This window comes from Kitasatospora sp. NBC_00039, from assembly GCF_045160625.1.
Lineage (GTDB): Bacteria > Actinomycetota > Actinomycetes > Streptomycetales > Streptomycetaceae > Kitasatospora.
This window is the reverse complement of the sequence record NZ_CP108289.1, coordinates 644,458-662,412: the sequence shown is the minus strand read 5'-3', so window position 1 is coordinate 662,412 and position 17,955 is coordinate 644,458. Positions and strand designations below refer to the sequence as shown.

General features: G+C 73.1%; 12 protein-coding genes and 3 pseudogenes. 9 read left to right on the top strand and 6 right to left on the bottom strand.

What is annotated here, in order from left to right; translation table 11 throughout:
* Positions 1–103 precede the first annotated feature (103 nt).
* A complete protein-coding gene (locus OG286_RS03290) occupies positions 104–1,462 on the bottom strand; it encodes an FAD-dependent oxidoreductase (RefSeq protein ID WP_396324942.1) in 1,359 nt (452 codons plus the stop codon).
* Positions 1,463–1,936: 474 nt separating this feature from the next.
* On the opposite strand from OG286_RS03290, the gene OG286_RS03285 reads away from it, so the two are divergent.
* The 3 genes from OG286_RS03285 (at position 1,937) to OG286_RS03275 (ending at position 5,445) form a co-directional block, all read left to right on the top strand.
* Positions 1,937–2,953 carry a serine protein kinase RIO gene (locus OG286_RS03285; RefSeq protein WP_396324943.1) on the top strand — a complete coding sequence of 339 codons (1,017 nt, stop codon included), beginning with the start codon at positions 1,937–1,939 and terminating at the stop codon, positions 2,951–2,953.
* A gap of 105 nt (positions 2,954–3,058) precedes the next feature.
* Entirely contained in the window at positions 3,059–3,793 is a 735-nt protein-coding gene (locus OG286_RS03280) for a response regulator transcription factor (protein ID WP_396324944.1), read from the top strand.
* On the top strand, positions 3,790–5,445 hold the full coding sequence (locus tag OG286_RS03275; RefSeq protein ID WP_396324945.1) for an ATP-binding protein: 1,656 nt from the start codon (positions 3,790–3,792) through the stop codon (positions 5,443–5,445). The genes OG286_RS03280 and OG286_RS03275 overlap by 4 nt, the downstream gene beginning before the upstream one ends.
* 175 nt (positions 5,446–5,620) lie before the next feature.
* Here the strand turns inward: OG286_RS03275 and OG286_RS03270 are convergent, their stop codons facing one another.
* The gene (locus tag OG286_RS03270; RefSeq protein ID WP_396324946.1) at positions 5,621–6,223 is read right to left on the bottom strand and encodes a TetR/AcrR family transcriptional regulator; all 603 of its coding nucleotides are present in this window, start codon (positions 6,221–6,223) and stop codon (positions 5,621–5,623) included.
* 81 nt (positions 6,224–6,304) lie between these two features.
* Here OG286_RS03270 and OG286_RS03265 point away from each other — a divergent pair, with 81 nt between their 5' ends.
* Positions 6,305–7,411: an alpha/beta hydrolase gene (locus OG286_RS03265; RefSeq protein ID WP_396324947.1), complete on the top strand. Its 1,107-nt coding sequence runs from the start codon at positions 6,305–6,307 to the stop codon at positions 7,409–7,411.
* 106 nt (positions 7,412–7,517) lie between these two features.
* Here OG286_RS03265 and OG286_RS03260 read toward each other — a convergent pair.
* Positions 7,518–7,748, bottom strand: a pseudogene (locus OG286_RS03260) (ISAs1 family transposase); the annotation flags it as partial.
* Between the two features lie 84 nt (positions 7,749–7,832).
* Here OG286_RS03260 and nudC point away from each other — a divergent pair.
* From nudC to OG286_RS03235, 5 genes and pseudogenes are all read left to right on the top strand, one after another.
* On the top strand, positions 7,833–8,732 hold the full coding sequence (gene nudC / locus OG286_RS03255; protein ID WP_124286798.1) for an NAD(+) diphosphatase: 900 nt from the start codon (positions 7,833–7,835) through the stop codon (positions 8,730–8,732).
* Between the two features lie 121 nt (positions 8,733–8,853).
* Positions 8,854–10,246 (top strand): annotated as a pseudogene (locus OG286_RS03250) (IS1380 family transposase).
* A 314-nt stretch (positions 10,247–10,560) separates the two neighbouring features.
* Positions 10,561–10,995 (top strand): hypothetical protein, encoded by a 435-nt coding sequence (locus OG286_RS03245; protein ID WP_396324948.1) that lies wholly within the window; start codon positions 10,561–10,563, stop codon positions 10,993–10,995.
* A complete protein-coding gene (locus tag OG286_RS03240) occupies positions 10,992–11,225 on the top strand; it encodes a hypothetical protein (RefSeq protein WP_396324949.1) in 234 nt (77 codons plus the stop codon). The genes OG286_RS03245 and OG286_RS03240 overlap by 4 nt, the downstream gene beginning before the upstream one ends.
* Positions 11,226–11,243: 18 nt before the next feature.
* A pseudogene (locus OG286_RS03235) lies at positions 11,244–11,519 on the top strand (SIP domain-containing protein); the annotation flags it as partial.
* An 83-nt stretch (positions 11,520–11,602) separates the two neighbouring features.
* On the opposite strand, the gene OG286_RS03230 reads toward OG286_RS03235, so the two are convergent.
* Genes OG286_RS03230 through OG286_RS03220 form a run of 3 tightly spaced genes read right to left on the bottom strand, consistent with a single transcriptional unit; the run spans position 11,603 to position 17,768 of the window.
* Positions 11,603–13,537 carry a hypothetical protein gene (locus OG286_RS03230; RefSeq protein WP_396324950.1) on the bottom strand — a complete coding sequence of 645 codons (1,935 nt, stop codon included), beginning with the start codon at positions 13,535–13,537 and terminating at the stop codon, positions 11,603–11,605.
* Positions 13,538–13,569: 32 nt separating this feature from the next.
* On the bottom strand, positions 13,570–14,742 hold the full coding sequence (locus OG286_RS03225) for a tryptophan 7-halogenase (RefSeq protein WP_396324951.1): 1,173 nt from the start codon (positions 14,740–14,742) through the stop codon (positions 13,570–13,572).
* Positions 14,739–17,768 (bottom strand): LodA/GoxA family CTQ-dependent oxidase, encoded by a 3,030-nt coding sequence (locus OG286_RS03220; RefSeq protein ID WP_405363224.1) that lies wholly within the window; start codon positions 17,766–17,768, stop codon positions 14,739–14,741. Before OG286_RS03220 ends, OG286_RS03225 begins: the two co-directional genes overlap by 4 nt.
* Positions 17,769–17,955: the final 187 nt, after the last annotated feature.

The window sequence follows — 17,955 nt, the reverse complement described above, 5'->3', positions numbered from 1 at the left end:
CTGCGCAGGACCGGGCGCCGCCCACGGGCACGTCGAACCGCTCATCCATCGCACCGCCGGGGCCGCCGGGTCCACGGGCGACCAGGGCGTAGGCGGCGGGGCGTCACTCCCGGTGGGGCCGGGGGCCTGTGGCGGTGGTCGCCGCGGTGAGGACCTTCAGAGCGACGGACGGGTGGAACAGCACCGCGGGAGAGGCGGTCATGTTCACGACCCGGACGAACCGGGCCCAGACCCCCGCGTCCTTCACGGCGACCTGGAACAGCCGGGCGTTGTACCAGTGCGCGATCCGGGCGCCGAGCGGCTGCCTCTCGGGGTTCCACATGAGGTCGGAGTTGGTGGACAGCGTCCACGGCGCGAGCAGGAGCCGCCCCACCCGCTTCTGGCAGGCCCGGGCCAGCCCGTCCAGGCCCTCCCCGGGCCGCCGGGCCGCGAGCATCCGGCGCAGCAGGTCCGCCTCCATCGCGGCCACCGTCAGGCCCTGCCCGTAGACGGGGTTGAAGACGCAGACCGCGTCGCCGAGGGCGATCAGCCGCTCCGGCCACTCCCGGACGGCGTGGTACTGGCGCCACTGGTTGTCGAGGTTGGTGTAGCGGTAGGTGGGCTCCTGGGCGGTGCGCTGCTCGATCTGCTCGGCCAGCCGCGGGTTGCGCAGGCCCTTGGCGAAGCCGAGGTAGCCGTCGTCGTCGGTGGGCGGCTCGTCCTCGAACGCGAACAGCGAGCACGTCCAGCGGTTGTGCTCGACCGCCAGCAGCACGCCGGCCTCCCGCACCGTGGGAGCGGACAGCATCTGGTAGGCGATCCGGAAGTCGGCCGGCCGGTCCTCGGGCCGGTCGAAGTTCATCGAGGTGTAGGTGACCTTCGCCCTGACCACCCGCTTCGGCGGTACCGCGACGCCACCCGCGCGCAGCCAGTCCTCCAGCTTGCTGGTCCGGCCGGAGGCGTCGACCACCAGGTCGGCGGCGACCTCCTCCGGATCGGCGGCCTGCCGGCTGATCCGGACGCCCGTCACCCGGCCGGAAGGGTCGCGGAGCAGCCCCTCGCACCGGGTGGAGGGCATCAGTGTGACCTCGGGGAGGGCGAGCACCCGGCCCCGGATCCGCCGCTCCAGCTCGTCCCGGGTGAAGGTCTGGATCATGACCCCGGTCGGCTGCCGCGGCGCATACCCGGTCGGGAGCAGGAAGTCGATGCCCTGCCCGTAGTCGAACACGGGGGCCCCGAGGGCGGCGAGTTCGTCCCGCAGCCCGGGGAACAGCTTCTCCAGGACCTCGCCGCCCTTGGCGAGCATCGCGTGTGCGTGATACCCCTGCGGCGCACTCGGATGCGCCCCGCTACGGTCGTCCACGGCGTCCCGTTCGACGACCACCACCTCGCCGAAGAACTCGGCCAGGACGCGTGCGGTCACCAGCCCCGCGTAGCTGCCGCCGATCACGACGGCCTTCCCCGATGCGTACTTCTTGCCCATGCGGCCTCCGCCACCAGATTGCGAACCGGGTCCACCCTTGCGGCAACTCCCCGCTGGAATGCCGGTGTTGAGGAGAAGGCCACCCGAACGAGGGACGTGTGGATGTTCGGCTGTCCCGCGTCGCGGCCGGCCGTCCCGCGGGTGCGGTGCCGCCCCTGTGCCTACCCACGACGGACCGGCCGACGCCTGCCGCACCCCGTGCCGGGCAGGCCGTGGCCGTCAATTCGGTTGCGTCGATCTTGAGGAGGGCTAGGCTATGGCCGTTCTCGCTGCGCAGTTGGCGTGGCCGTGGTTCCGTGTTGCCGCGTGAGGACTGACGTAGAGACCCAGAGGAGGTGTGTCCGAATGGTTGCCGCCCTGTCGCGGCGCGCTTTCGTGTGCGCGCCATACGCCTCTCTCTTCCGTCTTTCGCCCACCGGCTGACGACGCGTCGCATCCGGCGCACCGGTGGGCCGTTCCTCAGGAGCCACCGCAGTGCGCGAGCGCTTTTCCGACAGCGATTCCTTCTCCCGTATCCGCCCCAAGGGCGCACCCCGGCGCGGCCGCCGGTCCGAGCGGTTCGACGACCACGAGCCCGAGTTCACCCACTCCGGAGCCTTCGAGCCCTTCGAGTCCTTCGAGCATTTCGCGTCCGGGACTTCCGGTTCCGGCGCCTTGGACGACCACTCCGACGACTCCGCCTTCCCCGCGCCGGCGGCCGACGGTCCGGCCGAGGGCGATCGCTGGTCCACCTGGGACCAGTCCACTCCCACCGAGAAGGGGCCCCAGCCGCGCCCCGCATGGGTGGTGACCGAACTCGCGGCCGTCGACACCGAACTCGGGATCGTCAAGACCGGCAAGGAGGCCGACGTCTTCCTCCTCGAGCGCGGCGTGCCGGGCACCGGCCGGCGCACGCTGATGGCCGCCAAGCGCTACCGCGACGCCCAGCACCGGATGTTCCACCGCGATTCCGGGTATCTGGAGGGCCGTCAGCACAAGGAGAGCCGGATCGCCAGGGCGATGGCCAAGCGCACCGCCTTCGGCAAGGAGGCCATCGCCGGGCAGTGGGCCGCCGCCGAGTTCTCGGCACTGTGCCGGCTCTGGTCGGCCGGCGTGGCCGTTCCGTACCCCGTGCAGATCACGGGCACCGAGATCCTCATGGAGTTCGTCGGCGACGCGGGCGGCACGGCGGCGGCGAGGCTCGCCCAGGTGCGCGCCGAGGAGGCGGATGTGGACGACCTGTGGGAGCAGCTCGGCCGCAGCCTGTCGCTGCTGGCCCGTGACGGCTACGCCCACGGGGACTTGTCGGCGTACAACATCCTGGTCCACGACGGTCGGCTGGTGATCATCGACGTGCCGCAGATCGTGGACGTGGTCGCCAACCCGCGCGGGCGCTCGTTCCTGGAGCGGGACGTGCGCAACGTCGGTGCCTGGTTCGTCGCCCGGGGGCTGCCCGAGCGGCGCGTCGGCGAGCTGGTCGAGTCGCTGGAGTTCGACGCACGGCTGGGGTGAGCCCGGGGGCCGCGGGGGAGGGCCGGCCGTGCCCCGGCCAACCCCCGGCACGGGCCCGAACGATGCGTATGAGAGGGTCGGCAGCCCGGACGAGAGGAGGCGCCGATGAACGGGAGCGGGCCCGGGGCCGTGGGCGGCCCCGCCGGCCGGGTGCTGGTGGTCGACGACGACGCGGCGATCCGGCGCACCCTGGAGCGCGGCCTGCGGCTGAGCGGGTTCTCGGTGAGCCTGGCCGAGGACGGCGAGGCTGCACTCGCCGTGCTGGCGGCCGCCGCGCCGGACGTCCTGGTGCTCGACGTGTCGATGCCCGGCCTCAGCGGCGCCGAGGTCTGCCGCACCCTGCGGACCCGTGGCGACGACATCCCCGTGCTGATGCTCTCGGCCCTGGACGAGCCCGCCGACCGCGTCGCCGGGCTGCAGGCGGGGGCGGACGACTACCTGGTGAAGCCGTTCGCGCTGGAGGAGCTTGTGCTGCGGCTGCGGGCGCTGCTGCGCCGCCGGCCCCCGCAACCGGACGAGCGGGTGGTCGCCGGCCCGCTGGTGATCGATCCGGCAACCCGGCAGGCCCGGCTCAACGGCGAGGAACTCCGGCTCACCCGCCGGGAGTTCGAGCTGCTCACCCAGCTCGCGCGCAACGCCGGCCTGGTGCTCTCCCGGGAGGTGCTGCTGGAGCGGGTCTGGGGCTACGACTTCGACGTCCGCAGCGACGCCGTCGACACCTTCGTCAGCTACCTGCGGCGCAAGATCGAGGCGGGCGGCCGGCCCCGGCTGCTCCACACCGTGCGGGGCGTCGGCTTCGTCCTGCGGATATCCGGCGGCGACGGGGCGGGGTCGCCGTGAAGCTCTCCACCCGGATCGCGCTGTGGGCGGCCGCCGTGGTGCCGCTCCTGGTGGCCCTGGCCGGGCTGTTGCTCCTACCGCTGGTCGGCCGGGACCTGCGCCACCAGCAGGACACCCGGCTCAACGACCGGGCGGCCGCCGTCCTGCCCAGCGTCCGCGCCCTCGTGGCCGCCGACAGCAAGGGCCGGCCCAAGGCCGAGCAGACCCAGCAGCGGAAGGTGCTGGACTCGGCCCTGGACGCGGGCGTGCGGGTGGCCGGCCAGGACGGGGCTGTCCTGCTGTCGGTCGGTCCGCAGCCCGCCGACGCGGAGGCCTTCCCCGCCGTGCCGGGCGGTCCGGTGACGGTGCGCGACCAGGGCAGGGCTTGGCGGGTGCTGACCGTCAGGGTCGGCGCCGCGGGGGCGGCCGGCTCCGGCGGCACGCTCTGGGTGGTGGCGCCCGCGGGGCAGACCGACAGTGAGACGGCCGCCGTCCGGCGGCGGGTACTGCTGGTGGCGCTGGTCGCGGCGCCGGTCTCCGCGCTGATCGGGTTCGTCCTCGCCGAGCGGGCGACGGCGCCGCTGCGCCGGCTCAGCCGCCGCGCGGCCGCGCTCGACCCGGCAGCACCGGCTGCCACCAGCGGGGCGAACGGTGCCGGCGGGCCGGACAACGCCGGCGGACCGGCCGGTGCACCCCGTCCGTCCGGCGGCGACGATCCGGCCGGCACCCCCGGGCCGGACAGCACCCCCGGTCCGGCCGACGCCGACGGCCCGGACAGCACCCCCGGTCCGGCCGACGCCGACGGCCCGGACAGCACCCCCGGTCCGGCCGGTCGCTGCTTCGTGGCGGAGCGGACCGGGACGACGGAGGTGGACGAGCTCTCCGCCGCGCTCGCGCTCCTGCTCGCCCGTTACGACGAGCAGGCGCGGCGCACAGCCCAGGCCCTGGACACCGCCCGCGCGTTCTCCTCCACGGCCTCGCACGAACTGCGGACCCCCCTGATGAGCCTGCGCACCAATCTGGACGTGCTGGCCGCCCACCCGGATCTGCCCGCCGCCGACCGGGCGGAGATCGTCGCCGAGCTGCGGGACGACCACGCCCGGATGCTCGACCTGCTCACGGCGCTGGCCGCGCTCGCCCGGGGCGACCTGGTCCAGGTGGACGCGTTCCGGTCGGTGGACCTCGCCGAGGTCGCCGACGCGGCGGTCGGCGAGGCCGCCCGCCGCCATCCGCGGGCGGCTTTCGAGGCGGACGTCCCGCAGGAGGTGCGGGTGTTCGGCTGGGAGCCCGGACTGAGGATCATGCTCGCCAACCTGCTCGGCAATGCCGCTGTGCACGGCCGCCACGGGCAGGAGCCGGCGCAGGTGGCGCTCCGGCTCGCGGCCGAGGGCAAGACCGTGCTGCTCACCGTGGACGATCGCGGCCCCGGGATCGGTCCGGCCGAGCGGGAGGCGGTGTTCCGCCGGTTCCACCGCCGGCGCGACAGTCCCGGCTCGGGCCTCGGCCTCACCCTGGTCGCGCAGCAGGTCGCGCTGCACCGGGGGACGGTCCGGATCACGACCGCGCCCGGCGGCGGCTGCCGGATGGAGGTCAGGCTGCCGCGGCCCCGCCCCGATGCCCCGACCATCGAGCTGCCGGCCGGCCGCGACTGGATCTCGGGCACCGGCCACTGAGCCTGGATCCACCGATCAATGATCGAGGCGGCGAGGGGCTGACGCAGAGAGATGCCCGTTGACCTGGGATGATGGGAGTTCTCACGCTTCAAACAGGCTCGATCAGCGAGGTACCTCGTAAGTGAAATCTTCCCACACTGCTGCGGTGACGCTCCCGCCGTGATGATCTGGGCTGCTACGTACCTTGGACTCCGCCTGTTGATACCGGCTGCGGGTACGGCGTCGTGGTCGTTCCGGTCAGCCAGGCTTTGAGTACCGCGGCTGCATCCACGGGGGTACCGCGCAGACCGCTGCCGAACAAGCGGTCGTAGAACAAGCCGTTCATGACGCCGATGAGATCGACGGCCCGTTGCTCGACGTCGGACACCCCGAGGGGGGCGAGTAGTTGCCGGGCCTGCTCCAGCACGGTGGCGCGGACCGGCGACGCCGTCGTGAGCAGGGCATGCAGTTCTGGATCGCCCGCGCTTTCGATCGTCAGCGCCATCCGGGCGCGGATGTCGACACCGCGGGCGACGACGTTCTCGAAAGCGGCGGTGAGTTGCGCGACGGCCTGGTCGGTCGTGCGCGGTGGCGGCGCGTCGGGTGCGCGCAGGTGCGCGATGCCGGCGATTCGCTCGACCACCATCAATACGAGATCGCGGCGGGTCCGCGCGTAGTTCGAGGTGGTGCCCTCCGGCAGGCCCAGGCGACGGTCGATCCGACGATGGGTGAGCGCGTGGCTGCCGCCCTCCGCGACCAACTCCATCGCCGCCTGCGCAATGTCGTCCCGCCGAGCCATGCATACCTCCTTGAAGCGGTCACTACGACAGTAGTACGCTTCCTACTACGATCGTAGTGATGGTAGCGCAGGGGGAGTCGGATGACAGGTGCACTGAGTACCACACTGATCCTGGCACTGTTCGCGGTGATCGCACTGCGCCCACCGATGCCCCGCCGCTCCTCGCCGTTCAACCTGCAGTTCGCCCTGGGCTGGTGGATCAACGAGATGCCGTTCGTGGGCCTGTACTGGCTGCTCGCGGGCACGATGGGGGCCCTGGCCGACCCGCGGTCGGGGTTCCTGTGGTGGCTGCTCGCCGGGTTCACGGCGGCGGACGTTCTATTGCTCGCCCGGATCGCGGTCCGCGCCCGGTCCGCCCGCCCGGCACTGGTGACGGCGTTCCGCGCCGCCTACGGGCCCGACGGCGTGCCCCGGTACACCCCTCCGCCCTGGTGGCGCTTCTTGCTGCCGATGGTCTCGTGGCGGCCGGACGTGCGCCGGATCCGCAACCGCCACTACGGCCCGGCACGCCGTGGGAACCGGCTGGACGTGTACGTCTCCCGCCGCCACCGGACCGCAGCACCGGTGCTGGTCTACGTGCACGGCGGCGCATTCGTGACCGGCAACAAGATGCTGGGGGCCCGCCCCCTGCTCTACCGGCTCGCCGCCCAGGGCTGGGTCTGCGTCAGTGTCGACTACCGGCTGTTTCGGGCCCGCTACGGGGATCAACTCACCGACGTGCGCGCCGCCCTGGCCTGGACCCGCGCCAATGCGCCGTCGTACGGGGGCAGCACCGAGGCGGTCTTCGTGGCAGGCGGTTCCTCGGGCGCGCACCTGGCCGCGACGGCGGCCCTGACCAGTACCGACGTTCGCGGCGTCATCGGCCTGTACGGCTACTACGGCCACGTCGGCCGCCGTTCGCCGGCGCCCACGTCACCGCAGGACTGCGTCAACCCCGACGCGCCGCCGTTCCTGATCGTCCACGGCGCGCTGGACACCCTGGTCCTGCACCACGAAGCCCGAGCATTCGCCGACCGGCTCCGCGCGGTATCCCAGCAGCCAGTCGTCTACGCCGAACTCCCCGGAGCGCAGCACAACTTCGACTTCTTCCACTCCCCGCGGTTCCACACCGTCACCGACGCCGTCGTCCGTTTCGCAGAACTCACCCTGGAGGCCCGCGGTGCCGGATCCGCGACACGGCCAACCTGACCGGCCGCTGCGGCTCGCAGCCTGGCTGCTCAGCGCCTCGTATCCGCATCATTCCGGCGTTGCTTCGGCAAGGCTTCGGCATAGTCGCGTGATGTCTGGTTTGTGATCACGTGAGGCCGAGGAGGGCGAGCGGCCGGGTGGCGTCTCGGGCGTTGCGGCGGAGGGCTGCGGCGATGTTGGTGACTCCGGCGAGCTTCAGGGCGCCGATGGCGAGGTTTCGCCAGGTCGCCATCGCGCGCGGTGCGTTGCCGGTGCGGAGCTGGGAGGCGTCCTCGGCGAACGTGGTGTCCCTGACGTGATGCAGGGCCTCGATGTGCCAGTGGTCGCGGATCAGCTTCGTGCAAGTTCTAGCTGCGGAGGGTGTCGGCGGACGTATCCGCTAGTGTCGAGGACAGGCAGACACTGTGATCCAGGAGGAGCGGTGTACTACAGCGGGTTGGGGCTCGACCGTGTCGTTGATCGGCGGGGAGACTCGGACTGGATCGAGGCACTGCTGACCAGGGCCAGTACCCAGGTCATTCCCCTGTGGCAGGACCAGTGCCTGGTGCGAAACGAAACGCCGTTGCGGCTGCCCTTGGCCCAGGCGAGGGACATCCTCGTCGCGGCCGGCGACCGGGTGCTGCTCGGCCTCGAAGGCGAGAGGGCGGTGTTCGCGGCTGATGTGTCCGGGCTCGAACGGGAGAGCGCCGTCGAGCTGGCCGGCGCGGACAGGATGCTGGACGTGCGGGCGATGGTTCCCACCATCACGCCGGACGAAGCGGGTCTGCTGGCGTACGCGCGGGGAATTCTGCACTGGAACCGCAATCAGCGGTTTTGTGGCGCCTGCGGGGGCCCGGCCCGGTCCTGCAATGGTGGCCACCTGCGGACCTGCCAGAACTGTGGGAAGCTGCTGTTCCCGCGGATCGAACCGGCCGTGATCGTGCTAGTCGAGCTTCCGGGCACGCCCCGGCGCTGCCTGCTCGGCCGCCATGCGGCATCCGGCCCGAACCGCTTCAGCACCCTAGCCGGGTTCGTCGAGATCGGCGAGAGCTTCGAGGACACGGTGCGCCGCGAGGTGCGGGAGGAAGCCGGCGTCACCGTGGGTGCGGTGACCTACCAGGGTTCCCAGGGGTGGCCGTTCCCGGCCGGGGTGATGATCGGGTTTCGCGCCGAGGCCCTTTCCGACGCGATCGATGTGGACAACGTGGAAGTGGTGGAGGCACGCTGGTTCACGGCCGCGGAACTGCGCGCGCGGCTGGCGGACGCTGCTCTCGGCGGCCCGTACCGGGTCGATTCGATTGGCAAGGCGCTCATCGACCAGTGGCTGGCCGACACAGACTGAACCCGGATCCACCGGGTGATCTGCACGGTGGAGCGACGCCCGAACGAAGAGATGCCTTGTGACCTGCGATGATGTGAGTTCTCTACGCTCCATCACGCACGATCAGCATGGCATCTCTTAAGTGCAATCCTCTCACGGCCCCGCGGCCGTCTCCGCCGTGTTCGATCGACGAGCCGAACCTGGTCGCTGATGCCGGGCTCGTCCCGCTGGTCCGCCTGGCCGAGCGGCTCGGCCTGCCCGGCTTGGTCGCCGACCGGGTCCGGATCGACGGCGCGGCCAACAGTGCCGGGGCGAACCCGGCCGCCAAGGCGATGAGCCTGGTCGCGGCGATGTGCGCCGGGGCGGACTCGATCGACGACACCGACCGTCTCCGGCACGGCGCGATGAACAGGCTGTTCGGCGGCGTGCGGGCCCCTTCGACCCTGGGGACGTTCCTGCGCGCGTTCACGCACGGACACAACCGCCAACTTCACGCCGTGCATCGGGAGTTCCTCGCCCGGCTCGCGGCATCCACGCCGCTGCTGCCCGGCGCGGACCAGGTGGCGTTCGTCGACGTGGACCCGACCCACCGCCGCGTCTACGGCCACGCCAAGCAGGGCGCCGAGGTCGGGCGCCTCAAGGGCCAACGGACGCTGCACCCGATCCTGGCCACGCTGTCGACGCCGCTGGCCCGGCCGGTGATCGCGGCGGTGCGGCTGCGGCGGGGCAAGGCCGCCGACGCCCGGGGCGCCGGCCCGTTCACCGGTGAGGCCCTGGCCGCCGCCCGGCAGGCCGGCGCGACCGGCGCCGTCGTGGTCCGCGCGGACAGCCAGTTCTACAACGCCGACGTCGTGGCGGCCTGCCGCAGAGCCGGGGCCCGGCTCTCGCTGACCGTCCGGATGAACCCGCACGTCGCCGCAGCGATCAGCCGCATACCCGAGACGGCGTGGCAGGCGATCCGCTACCCGGACGCGTTCGTGGACCCCGACACCGGCGAGCTGGTCTCCGACGCCGAGGTCGCCGAGATCGAGTACACCGCGTTCACCAGCCGGAAGAAAGCCGAGCACGTCACCGCCCGCCTGATCGTGCGCCGAGTACGCCGCCTGAATGCCGAAGTCGCCGCCGGGCAGGGCGAGTTGTTCACCGCCTGGCGCTACCACCCGGTCTTCACCGACAGCCCCTTCCAGATGCTCCAGGCCGAGCACCAGCACCGGCAGCACGCCACGATCGAGCAGGTCATCGCCGACGGCAAAGGCTCCGCGCTGGCTCACCTTCCCTCGGGATCGTTCCAGGCCAACGCCGCCTGGCTGACCCTGTGGGCGATCACCCACAACCTGCTGCGGGCCGCCGGAGTACTCGCCGGGACCTTCCACACGAAGGCCACCACCGCCACGATCCGCGCCCACCTCGTCCACGTCCCGGCCCGAATCGCCCGCACTGCACGGCGGTTGACGCTCCACCTGCCCACACGCTGGCCCTGGCGGCACAACTTCACCGACCTCTTCGACGCCGCCCACCCACCGCCGACACGCTGACCACCCGACCACCGCCCGCGAGGGCCCGACCAGGACAGACGTGGAAAAGCTGGGCAGACCAGCCGGCACCCCACACCCTCCAGTCGGGCATCAGCCCCGCGCGCCCGAAACGATCACTCCGCAATCACGCCGGTGGATTCGGGCTGAGCCGCCGTCCGGCTCCGCCACTGCCGCCCGATGCCCGCCGCTTGCCGCCGTTCCCCGTTCCACAGGGAATCCACAAAGAGCCGTCCTACTCTCCTGGCGACCGTCCCGGCACCGGCCGGTCCTTGTGTGCCCGGCCGGTGCCGGCACCCGTAACGGAAGGAAGCCACATGCCCGCCAACCGTGTGTCCGTCAGCCGCAAGGCCGCCGCCCTCGGCGCCCTCGCCATCGCCGGTTCGCTGCTCGCCGCCGTGCCGGCCCATGCCGACGGGGGCGGCGGCTCGCCGTCGGGTGCCCCGACCGCCGCGGCGACGCCGAAGAGTGACGGTGCGAAGAACATCTGCAAGCGGCTGCCCAAGACCGAGGAGCGAGTCACCAAGGCGCTGAACCGGCTCAACGGCGACGCCACCGTGGTCGGCTCGGTCGCCCGCCTGCAGCAGCGGGTCACGGAGGCCAAGGCCGCCGGCCACGCCGAGATCGAGACCTACCTCACCAACCGGCTGACCGCCCGCAAGGCCCTCGTCACCACGCTGCAGGCCCGCCAGGGCGACCTCAAGGCCGTGGAGACCTGGTGCGCCGCCCACAACGAGGGGGCCGGCAAGTGACCCGCCGCCCGGCCACCGGGCTCGCGGCGCTGGCCCTGGCGGCAGCCGCCCTCCTCACCGGCTGTGGCCCCTCCGGGTCCCACACGGGTGCCACCACCGGATCCTCCGCGGGCAAGCAGGACGGCGGCGCGGCCGACGGCGCCCAGGCCCAGGACATGCAGCAGAAACTGGACGCCGCCGAGAGCGCCGCCGCCCAGGCGGACACCGACACGGCAGCCGACAACGGCTGACGACTCACGGCGGACGGCGTGCGGCTGACGGCTCACGAGGTTCTCCCGGTGTTGCCGTTCGCCACGGTTGGTGGCGTAGCCACGGTTGCACGGGGCTGCTGGGCCGGCTCGCCCGCGGCCACGGAGCTCACCTGGCTGGTCCGCGACCCTGCCCACCAGGGCGGGCTGCTCGACGCCGTCCGGGCGGCCCGGTTCCCCGAGGGCGCGCCGTACGCGTGGATCGCGGGCGAGTCCGGGGTGGTGCGGGCCTTGCGGCGCCACCTGCTCGGCGAGCGCGGCCTCGACCGGCGGGCCGTCGACTTCTTCCCGGCGCCCCGGGAGCAGCGGCCACCGCGGGGCCGGCCGTTCCCGGGGCCGGCCCCGCGGGGGAGGCCCGCTCAGACCTGGATCTCCTGGATGTCGGCTGCCGTGCTCGTGAACCCGTTGGTCGAGATGATCCTCAGCTGGACCTGGTCGCCCGGGCGGAACTGGCTGCGGTCCACCTGGATCGTCGGTTCCTTCAGACCGACGCCGATCGTCTGCCACGTGGCGCCGCCGTCGGTGCTGACCTGTGCGGCGAAGGTCTGGCCGGCCTCCGGTCCCCGGTCGAAGTCCAGCGCCAGCCCGAACGCCCCGGCCTCGGCGCTCGCGTGGCGGGCGGCGCGCAGGGCCGGCGGTGCGCCGCCGGGGCGGAAGGTGTCCACGACCTGGCCGCCGACGACCAGCTCGATCGCCTCCGGGCTGGCCCCGACCGGCACGACGGTGTCCACCAGGCCGGTGCGGTCGTCGTTCGGGCCCAGCTCGGAGGCGAGCTTGACCGGGACCGGGATCTCGCGTGGCGGTGCGCCGTCCGTCTGCCGGATCCGCAGGACCACCTGGGTCCCGCCGTTCGGGCCGGCGGCCTCACCGTCCGGACCGGCCGCACCGCCGGGCTGGGCGGGCTGGGCGGCCAGGGGCGTCACCGGATTGACGAAGCGGATGCCGCCCTCGCGCCGGGTGAGGTTCACCGTGCCGACGACGCTGACGAGTGGCTCGGCCTCCGGGGCCGCTCCGGCCGCCCGGAGGGCGGGCTCGGCCGCCGGGGGAGGCGCGGGAGTGACGGACAGCTTCGGGAACCGCTCGTCGGGGCGGCCTCCCTCGGGCCGGGGAGGCCCGGCGACCGGGGCGACGGCGAGCGGGGCGGCGGCGGACACCGGGGTGTCCGCGGGCAGCGGGGCACCGGCCACGAGCGCGTCCTCGGCGGCCAGCCGCCGGCGGATGCCCTCGTAGGTGTAGCTGCTCATCCACTGGCGGTCGCAGTAGGTCATCACGTCGTGCCACTGCACCCCCGGCCTGGCCTTCATCGGCAGGTTCAGCGCAGGGTCGCCCACGTCGAACCCGACGAAGGTGTCCGGCCCGTCGGCGAGCTGCCCGCTCTGGAACGGGTAGCCCTGCCGGTCGTCCGCGGACTCACCGCAGAAGCCGGGGTGCAGGCGGCCGAAGGTGTGGCCGAGTTCGTGACCGCCGTACCAGTCGCCGTAGGTGCCGTCGAAGTCCCAGCCGAAGGAGGCCGAACCACACGGCGACGAGGCGACGACGCTCGGGTCGGCCGCCACGGGGAGGCCGGAGGAGCACCCCCGCAGGAAGAACCCGCCGTCGGCGACCTGGCCGATGTAGTGGGTGCGCCGGTCGCCGCCGACGCTGATGTCCAGGTTGCGGATGGCCGCGAGCTGGGCGTTGGTGTCGTTGCACAGGAAGGGAGGGGTGGCGGTGGCGTCGATGACGGCGTGTGAGCTGATGACCTCGGCCACCGGGTAGGCGCGCTTGAGCCAGCTGACCAGGGCGGTGAAGTCCAGATCCCTCGGGGTGAACGTGCCCGGCGGGTTCGTCGTGGTGTAGCGCAGTCCGAGGACGCGGATCCGCAGCGGGGGGCCGGTGCGGAACAGGACGGTCGGGCCGGCTCCCGTCGCGCCGAGCGGGAGGACGGCACCGGTCAGGGCATCGCTGAGGGTCACCGAGCTCACGCTGAGTGCCCCTTCCAGCGTCAGCGCGGGCGGCACGATGAAGTTGAGGCTCAGGTTCGCGTCGGCGCGGCGGGCGGCGAGGCCCTGGGTGGAGTTCGGGTCGAGGGCGATGGTGTTGACCGACGTCACCTTGACGCCGGGGTCCGTCGTCGACCGGATCAGCGTGACGGTACCGCGCACACCGGCGGGGGGTCCGCTGGTGCCGCTCACGTAGACGCGGATCACGGTGACCTTGCCGGCGATCAGGGCGACGCGGTGCTGGAGGTCCTGCACCGACTGGGTGACCTCCGTGGCGTCCCAGACGGCATGCGTCGGAGCTGGAGCTGTCATGACTGCCCCCATGGACAAGTGGTCGGGTTCTTTCAGGCTATGCCGGACGGGGCTCCGCCGCCCGCCCGCCGGCGCTGCCAGAAAGCGCTGAGCGGCCAACGTCTCTCCTGGTCGTACGAGTACGCATGGTTTCTGCGGTAGGCGTCCGCGACGCCGTCCAGGAACGCCGCGTAGTCGGCGAGCGCGGAGGCCGTCCGGCCGGGGGCGGCCAGGCACGCCGCCACGGTCTGCCCCGCGCGGGCGCCGGTGTGCAGCGCGGTGAGGATGCCCTGCGAGGAGAGCGGGTCGAAGGCGAGGGCGGCGTCCCCGGCCGCCACCCAGCCCGGGCCGACGGCCGGGCTCAGCCGCAGGCCGTGGGCGGGCGTCCAGCACGGCGCGGCGGTTGCGGCGGGGTCGTAGCCGGCCAGCCGCCGCCGTACGTGCTCGGTGCGGGTGATGCCGCGCCAGAAGCCGTGGGGTGTCCGCAGGGCAGGGTCGGCGAGGTCGGCGTCGGTCAGGTGGGCGACCAGGCGTCCGGCCGGGGTCAGGGTGGTGTACCACCAGCCGTGCGGTGCCGCCTCGACGAGGGTGCGCGCCTCGGCGTCCCGCGGCTGCGCCGGCTCCGCGGCGCTGGGATCGCGGAACACGGCGTACGCGGCGACGAGCCGGTCCTGCCGGTGGCGGTGGCCGTACCGGCGGCCGATGACGCAGCGCCGGCCGGTGGCGTCGACCGTCCAGCGGCTCTGCAGCTCCGTCACGGCGCCGGTGTCGCGCTCACGGAGGGTCAGGAGGCCGCCGGCGTGCTCCAGCACGGTGGCCCGCCGCAGCTCGGCGCCGGCCGCCACGGCCGCGTCCCGGAGGAAGGCGTCGAAGCGGAGCCGGTCGAGGTGCCAGCCGTGCCCGTACGGGTCGAAGAGGTGGCTGCGACCGTCCAGCGCCGCCGAACCCCAGGCCGCGTACGTCCCCGTGGACGGGGGGTGGCCGGCGGCCAGGAAGCCGTCCAGCAGCCCGAGATCGCGCAGCAGCGGGCGGGCGGCGGGCGGCAGGGACTCGCCGATCTTGAACGCGCCCCGGCGGCCGGCGGCCGCCGGGGACCGCCCGCCGGGGTCGAGGAGCAGGACGCGCCGGCCCGCGGCCGCCAGGACCAGCGCCGCGACCGCGCCCGCCGGGCCGCCGCCGGCCACGGCGGCGTCGACGGGCCCGGACGGGCGCGGGCGGACCGTCACCGGTGGCGCCGGAAGCGTTTGACCTTGTCGATGAAGCCCGCCGACACCTCCTCGTCGGGCAGCTCCGCCATGGTGACGGCGGTGGCCATCGCGGCCTCGCCGAGCACCGGGTCGGCGCCGAGCGGTACGTGCACGGCGACCAGGTTGCGCCGGGCGGGCGGAGCGGGCTCGGGCGGGAAGCTCACCTCGGACTCGACCAGCAGCTCCGCCGGCAGCCGGGGGTCGTCGGTCGGCCCGGGGCGGCGCTCGACCAGACCGAGCTTGCCGAAGTCCGTCACCATGGCGTTGATGGCGTCGACGTAGCGCGGGGGGAGCCAGCGGAGCCAGGCCCGCCGGTTCCCGAAGGCCGCCAGGCGCTCCGCCATGGGCCGGGAGGTGTCCATCACGATCGCGTACTCCTCCTCGGCGATCACGTGGTTGGGCACCCGGGCCGGCCAGAAGGTGGGGAGGTACGGGTCGTAGATGCCGAAGCCGGAGAGGTACTCGTAGCCCGAGCGGCAGCTCGCGGTGTCGGTCTGCCAGGGCACGGCCATCCACCGGGTCAGGTCGCCCGGCCGCTGGGCGTAGAGCGGGCCGTCGAAGGAGAGGGCGGTCTGCGGGGTGAGCTTCGGGCCGTAGGCGGGCGGGGGCGGCAGGTCCGGATCGCGGCGGCGCACCCGGAAGGGGCTGCTGTACAGGGTGGTGTGGCGCATCGGCCAGGTGAGTTCGCAGCCGGGGTGGAAGGCGTCGGCGAGACAGAACGACAGCGCGGCCCGGTCGAGCGTCTGGGGCCGCTCGGCGAACGGCACCTGGTCGAGGGAGGCGGGCGGTGAGGCCTGCGGGTCGTGGTCGGCGGCGAAGTCCCCGCCGGCCCAGCGCTCCAGGAGGCGGTACTGGAGCGGGGAGAGTGTCACGTGCTGGCGTACCGACTCGGCCGGTACGTTCATCGCGTCGCCGTAGACCCCCGGCCACGGCACCGGGGACGTGCCGTCGCGGTCGTAGTTGCGGATCGTGAGCCAGACCTGCCGGCGCAGCTCCTCGTGGACGGGCGAGGGGTCCGCCAGCGCGGCGAGGGTGTCGGGGGCGAGGAGGTCCTCCCGCCCGCCGTGCCCCAGCTGGACCGCCACACCCTGGTTGACCCACTGCAGGTCGCAGAGGCGGCGCAGGACGGGCAGCACGTCGCGGGTGAAGGACGGCTGCCGCGGTTCCGGGAGGAGGCCGGCGGTGACGAAGACGTCGCGGACCAGGTCGTACATCGTCCGCACCGAGGTGAGTTCGGGCGCGTAGTTGGGCGGTGCGGTGACCACCCAGCCCGGCTCGACCGGGATGGGCCGGCCGTCGATGCTGACCTCGGCGGTGACCGGGCCGTCGGAGACGTCGTCGTGCCAGCCGTCGTTGTTGGCGAAGGTGTCGGCGGGGGTGTCGGTGGCCGACGCGGACACGCCCCGGCCGCCGAGGAAGATCAGCCGGCCGCTCTCGTCGGTGCGCAGCTCCCCGAGGTAGACCGGCCGGTCCAGGAAGGTGCCGGTGTCGAAGAGGTGCTCGGGGCCGCCGGCCCGGTTGCGGCCGCGCACCGACCGGAAGCCGGGGTCGATGACCAGCCGCTTGCGCCGGTTGGCGGGGACCTTGGGATTGCGCAGGTTGCTGTCCTCGGTCTTGTCCGCCTCCGGGATGTCGAGGGCCAGCTGGAACTGGTACCAGGCGGCCTTCGAGTTGACGACGTGCACGGTCCAGCGCAGGTCCGCGTTGTCGGCGGTCAGCTCGGCGACCGGTTCGCCGGCGGCGTTGTAGCCGTAGACCCGGAACCGGACGGCCTGCCGCTTCAGGGCTCCGGTGGCGTCCTTGTAGCTCCCGGTGGGCAGCGGGGCCGGGTGGTCGACCTCGGGGGCGAGCACGTACTCGTCCACGCTGTCGCCGACCCGGGCCACGCCGATCGCCGGGTGCACGGCGGCCCGGACGATCCGGGTGTCGCGGGCGGGCGGCGGCGTGATCTGCGGGCGGGCCGGGCCGGGCTCGGCCGCCGGGACGCCGTTGACGTCGCGGCGCTGTTCGGCCGAGGCCTGGTAGACCGTCCTGCGGACCTCGGCGATGCTGCCCACCGGTCGGTGCTCGGCGAGGCTGTGCCACGGGTTGTAGGCGAGGTTCTCGCCGTACGTGGACTGGCCCCGGGCGGTGACGTCCTGCTTCTGGAGGGTCAGCCGGGCCACCTTCACCGGTTCGCTCTCGGACTCCTCCCAGCGCACGGTGGCCTGGTCCAGCGGCATGCGTTGCGGGTCGGTGCGGAACTGCAGCAGCAGGTCGAAGGCCGCCGTTCCCGCCGAGAGGCGGTGGCGCAGGTCGGCGCCCAGGTAAGCGGGATCCTCGTCGGGGGGCACCGCCGCAGGATCGCCGGGTTCACAACCGGCGGGCACCAGCTTGTACTTGACGAACCGCTCGGGGCCGAAGGCGTAGGGCAGCACACCCCAGTACGTCGCGGTGAGCACGCTCTCCTCGAACGTGGCCATCGCGTCGAGGATCTCCTGGGTGACCGGGTGGTCCCGAAGGTACGGCTCGTAGCTGCCGTCGACGACACCGGCCCTGGTGAACTCGCACATGTCCTGGGCGGTGTCGACGAAGAACACGTCGTGATTCTGCAGCAGCAGGTCCTGGGTTCCGGCCTCGGTGTCGCCGTCCAGCAGCTTCGGGCCGGGCACGCCGAACAGCTTGATGCCGATGCCGAGGGTGGTGTTGAGGTCGGGGCTGCCGGGCACGGTGTCGCTGGAGAAACGCACCCAGGTGGTCAGGCCGCCGGTCTGTTCGTGGGCGCTCTTGAGAAACCCGACTCGCAGGTCGGGCGGCAGGTCGGCGGAGACCGTCAGCACTCCGCGGGCCACACCGTGCGGCTTGAGGAACACCGGCCGCCTGACGGGGTCCTGGCCGCGGGAGATGCGGCCGCCCTGGGTCAGGTCGACGAACATCTGCTTCAGCGCGGCGGCCGCGTCCTCGGCGCAGCCCGGTAGCGGCGGAGGTCCTGCGTTCTCGTCGAAGGGTGCGGGGGTCCCGATCATGTTGTGCTCCGATCCGTGCAGCGGTCTGCCGGTCCGGAGGCCGTGCCTCCGTCCGTCCGTCCCCGGTCCAGCGTGCACAAACCTGTGAGGACCAGCGCGCCGACGTACGCCCGAACCGAGCACAGACCGGGCCGGCGGCGGGCCGGCTCACTCCAATCGGCCATCAGCGGTCGCATGTCCGGGTCCC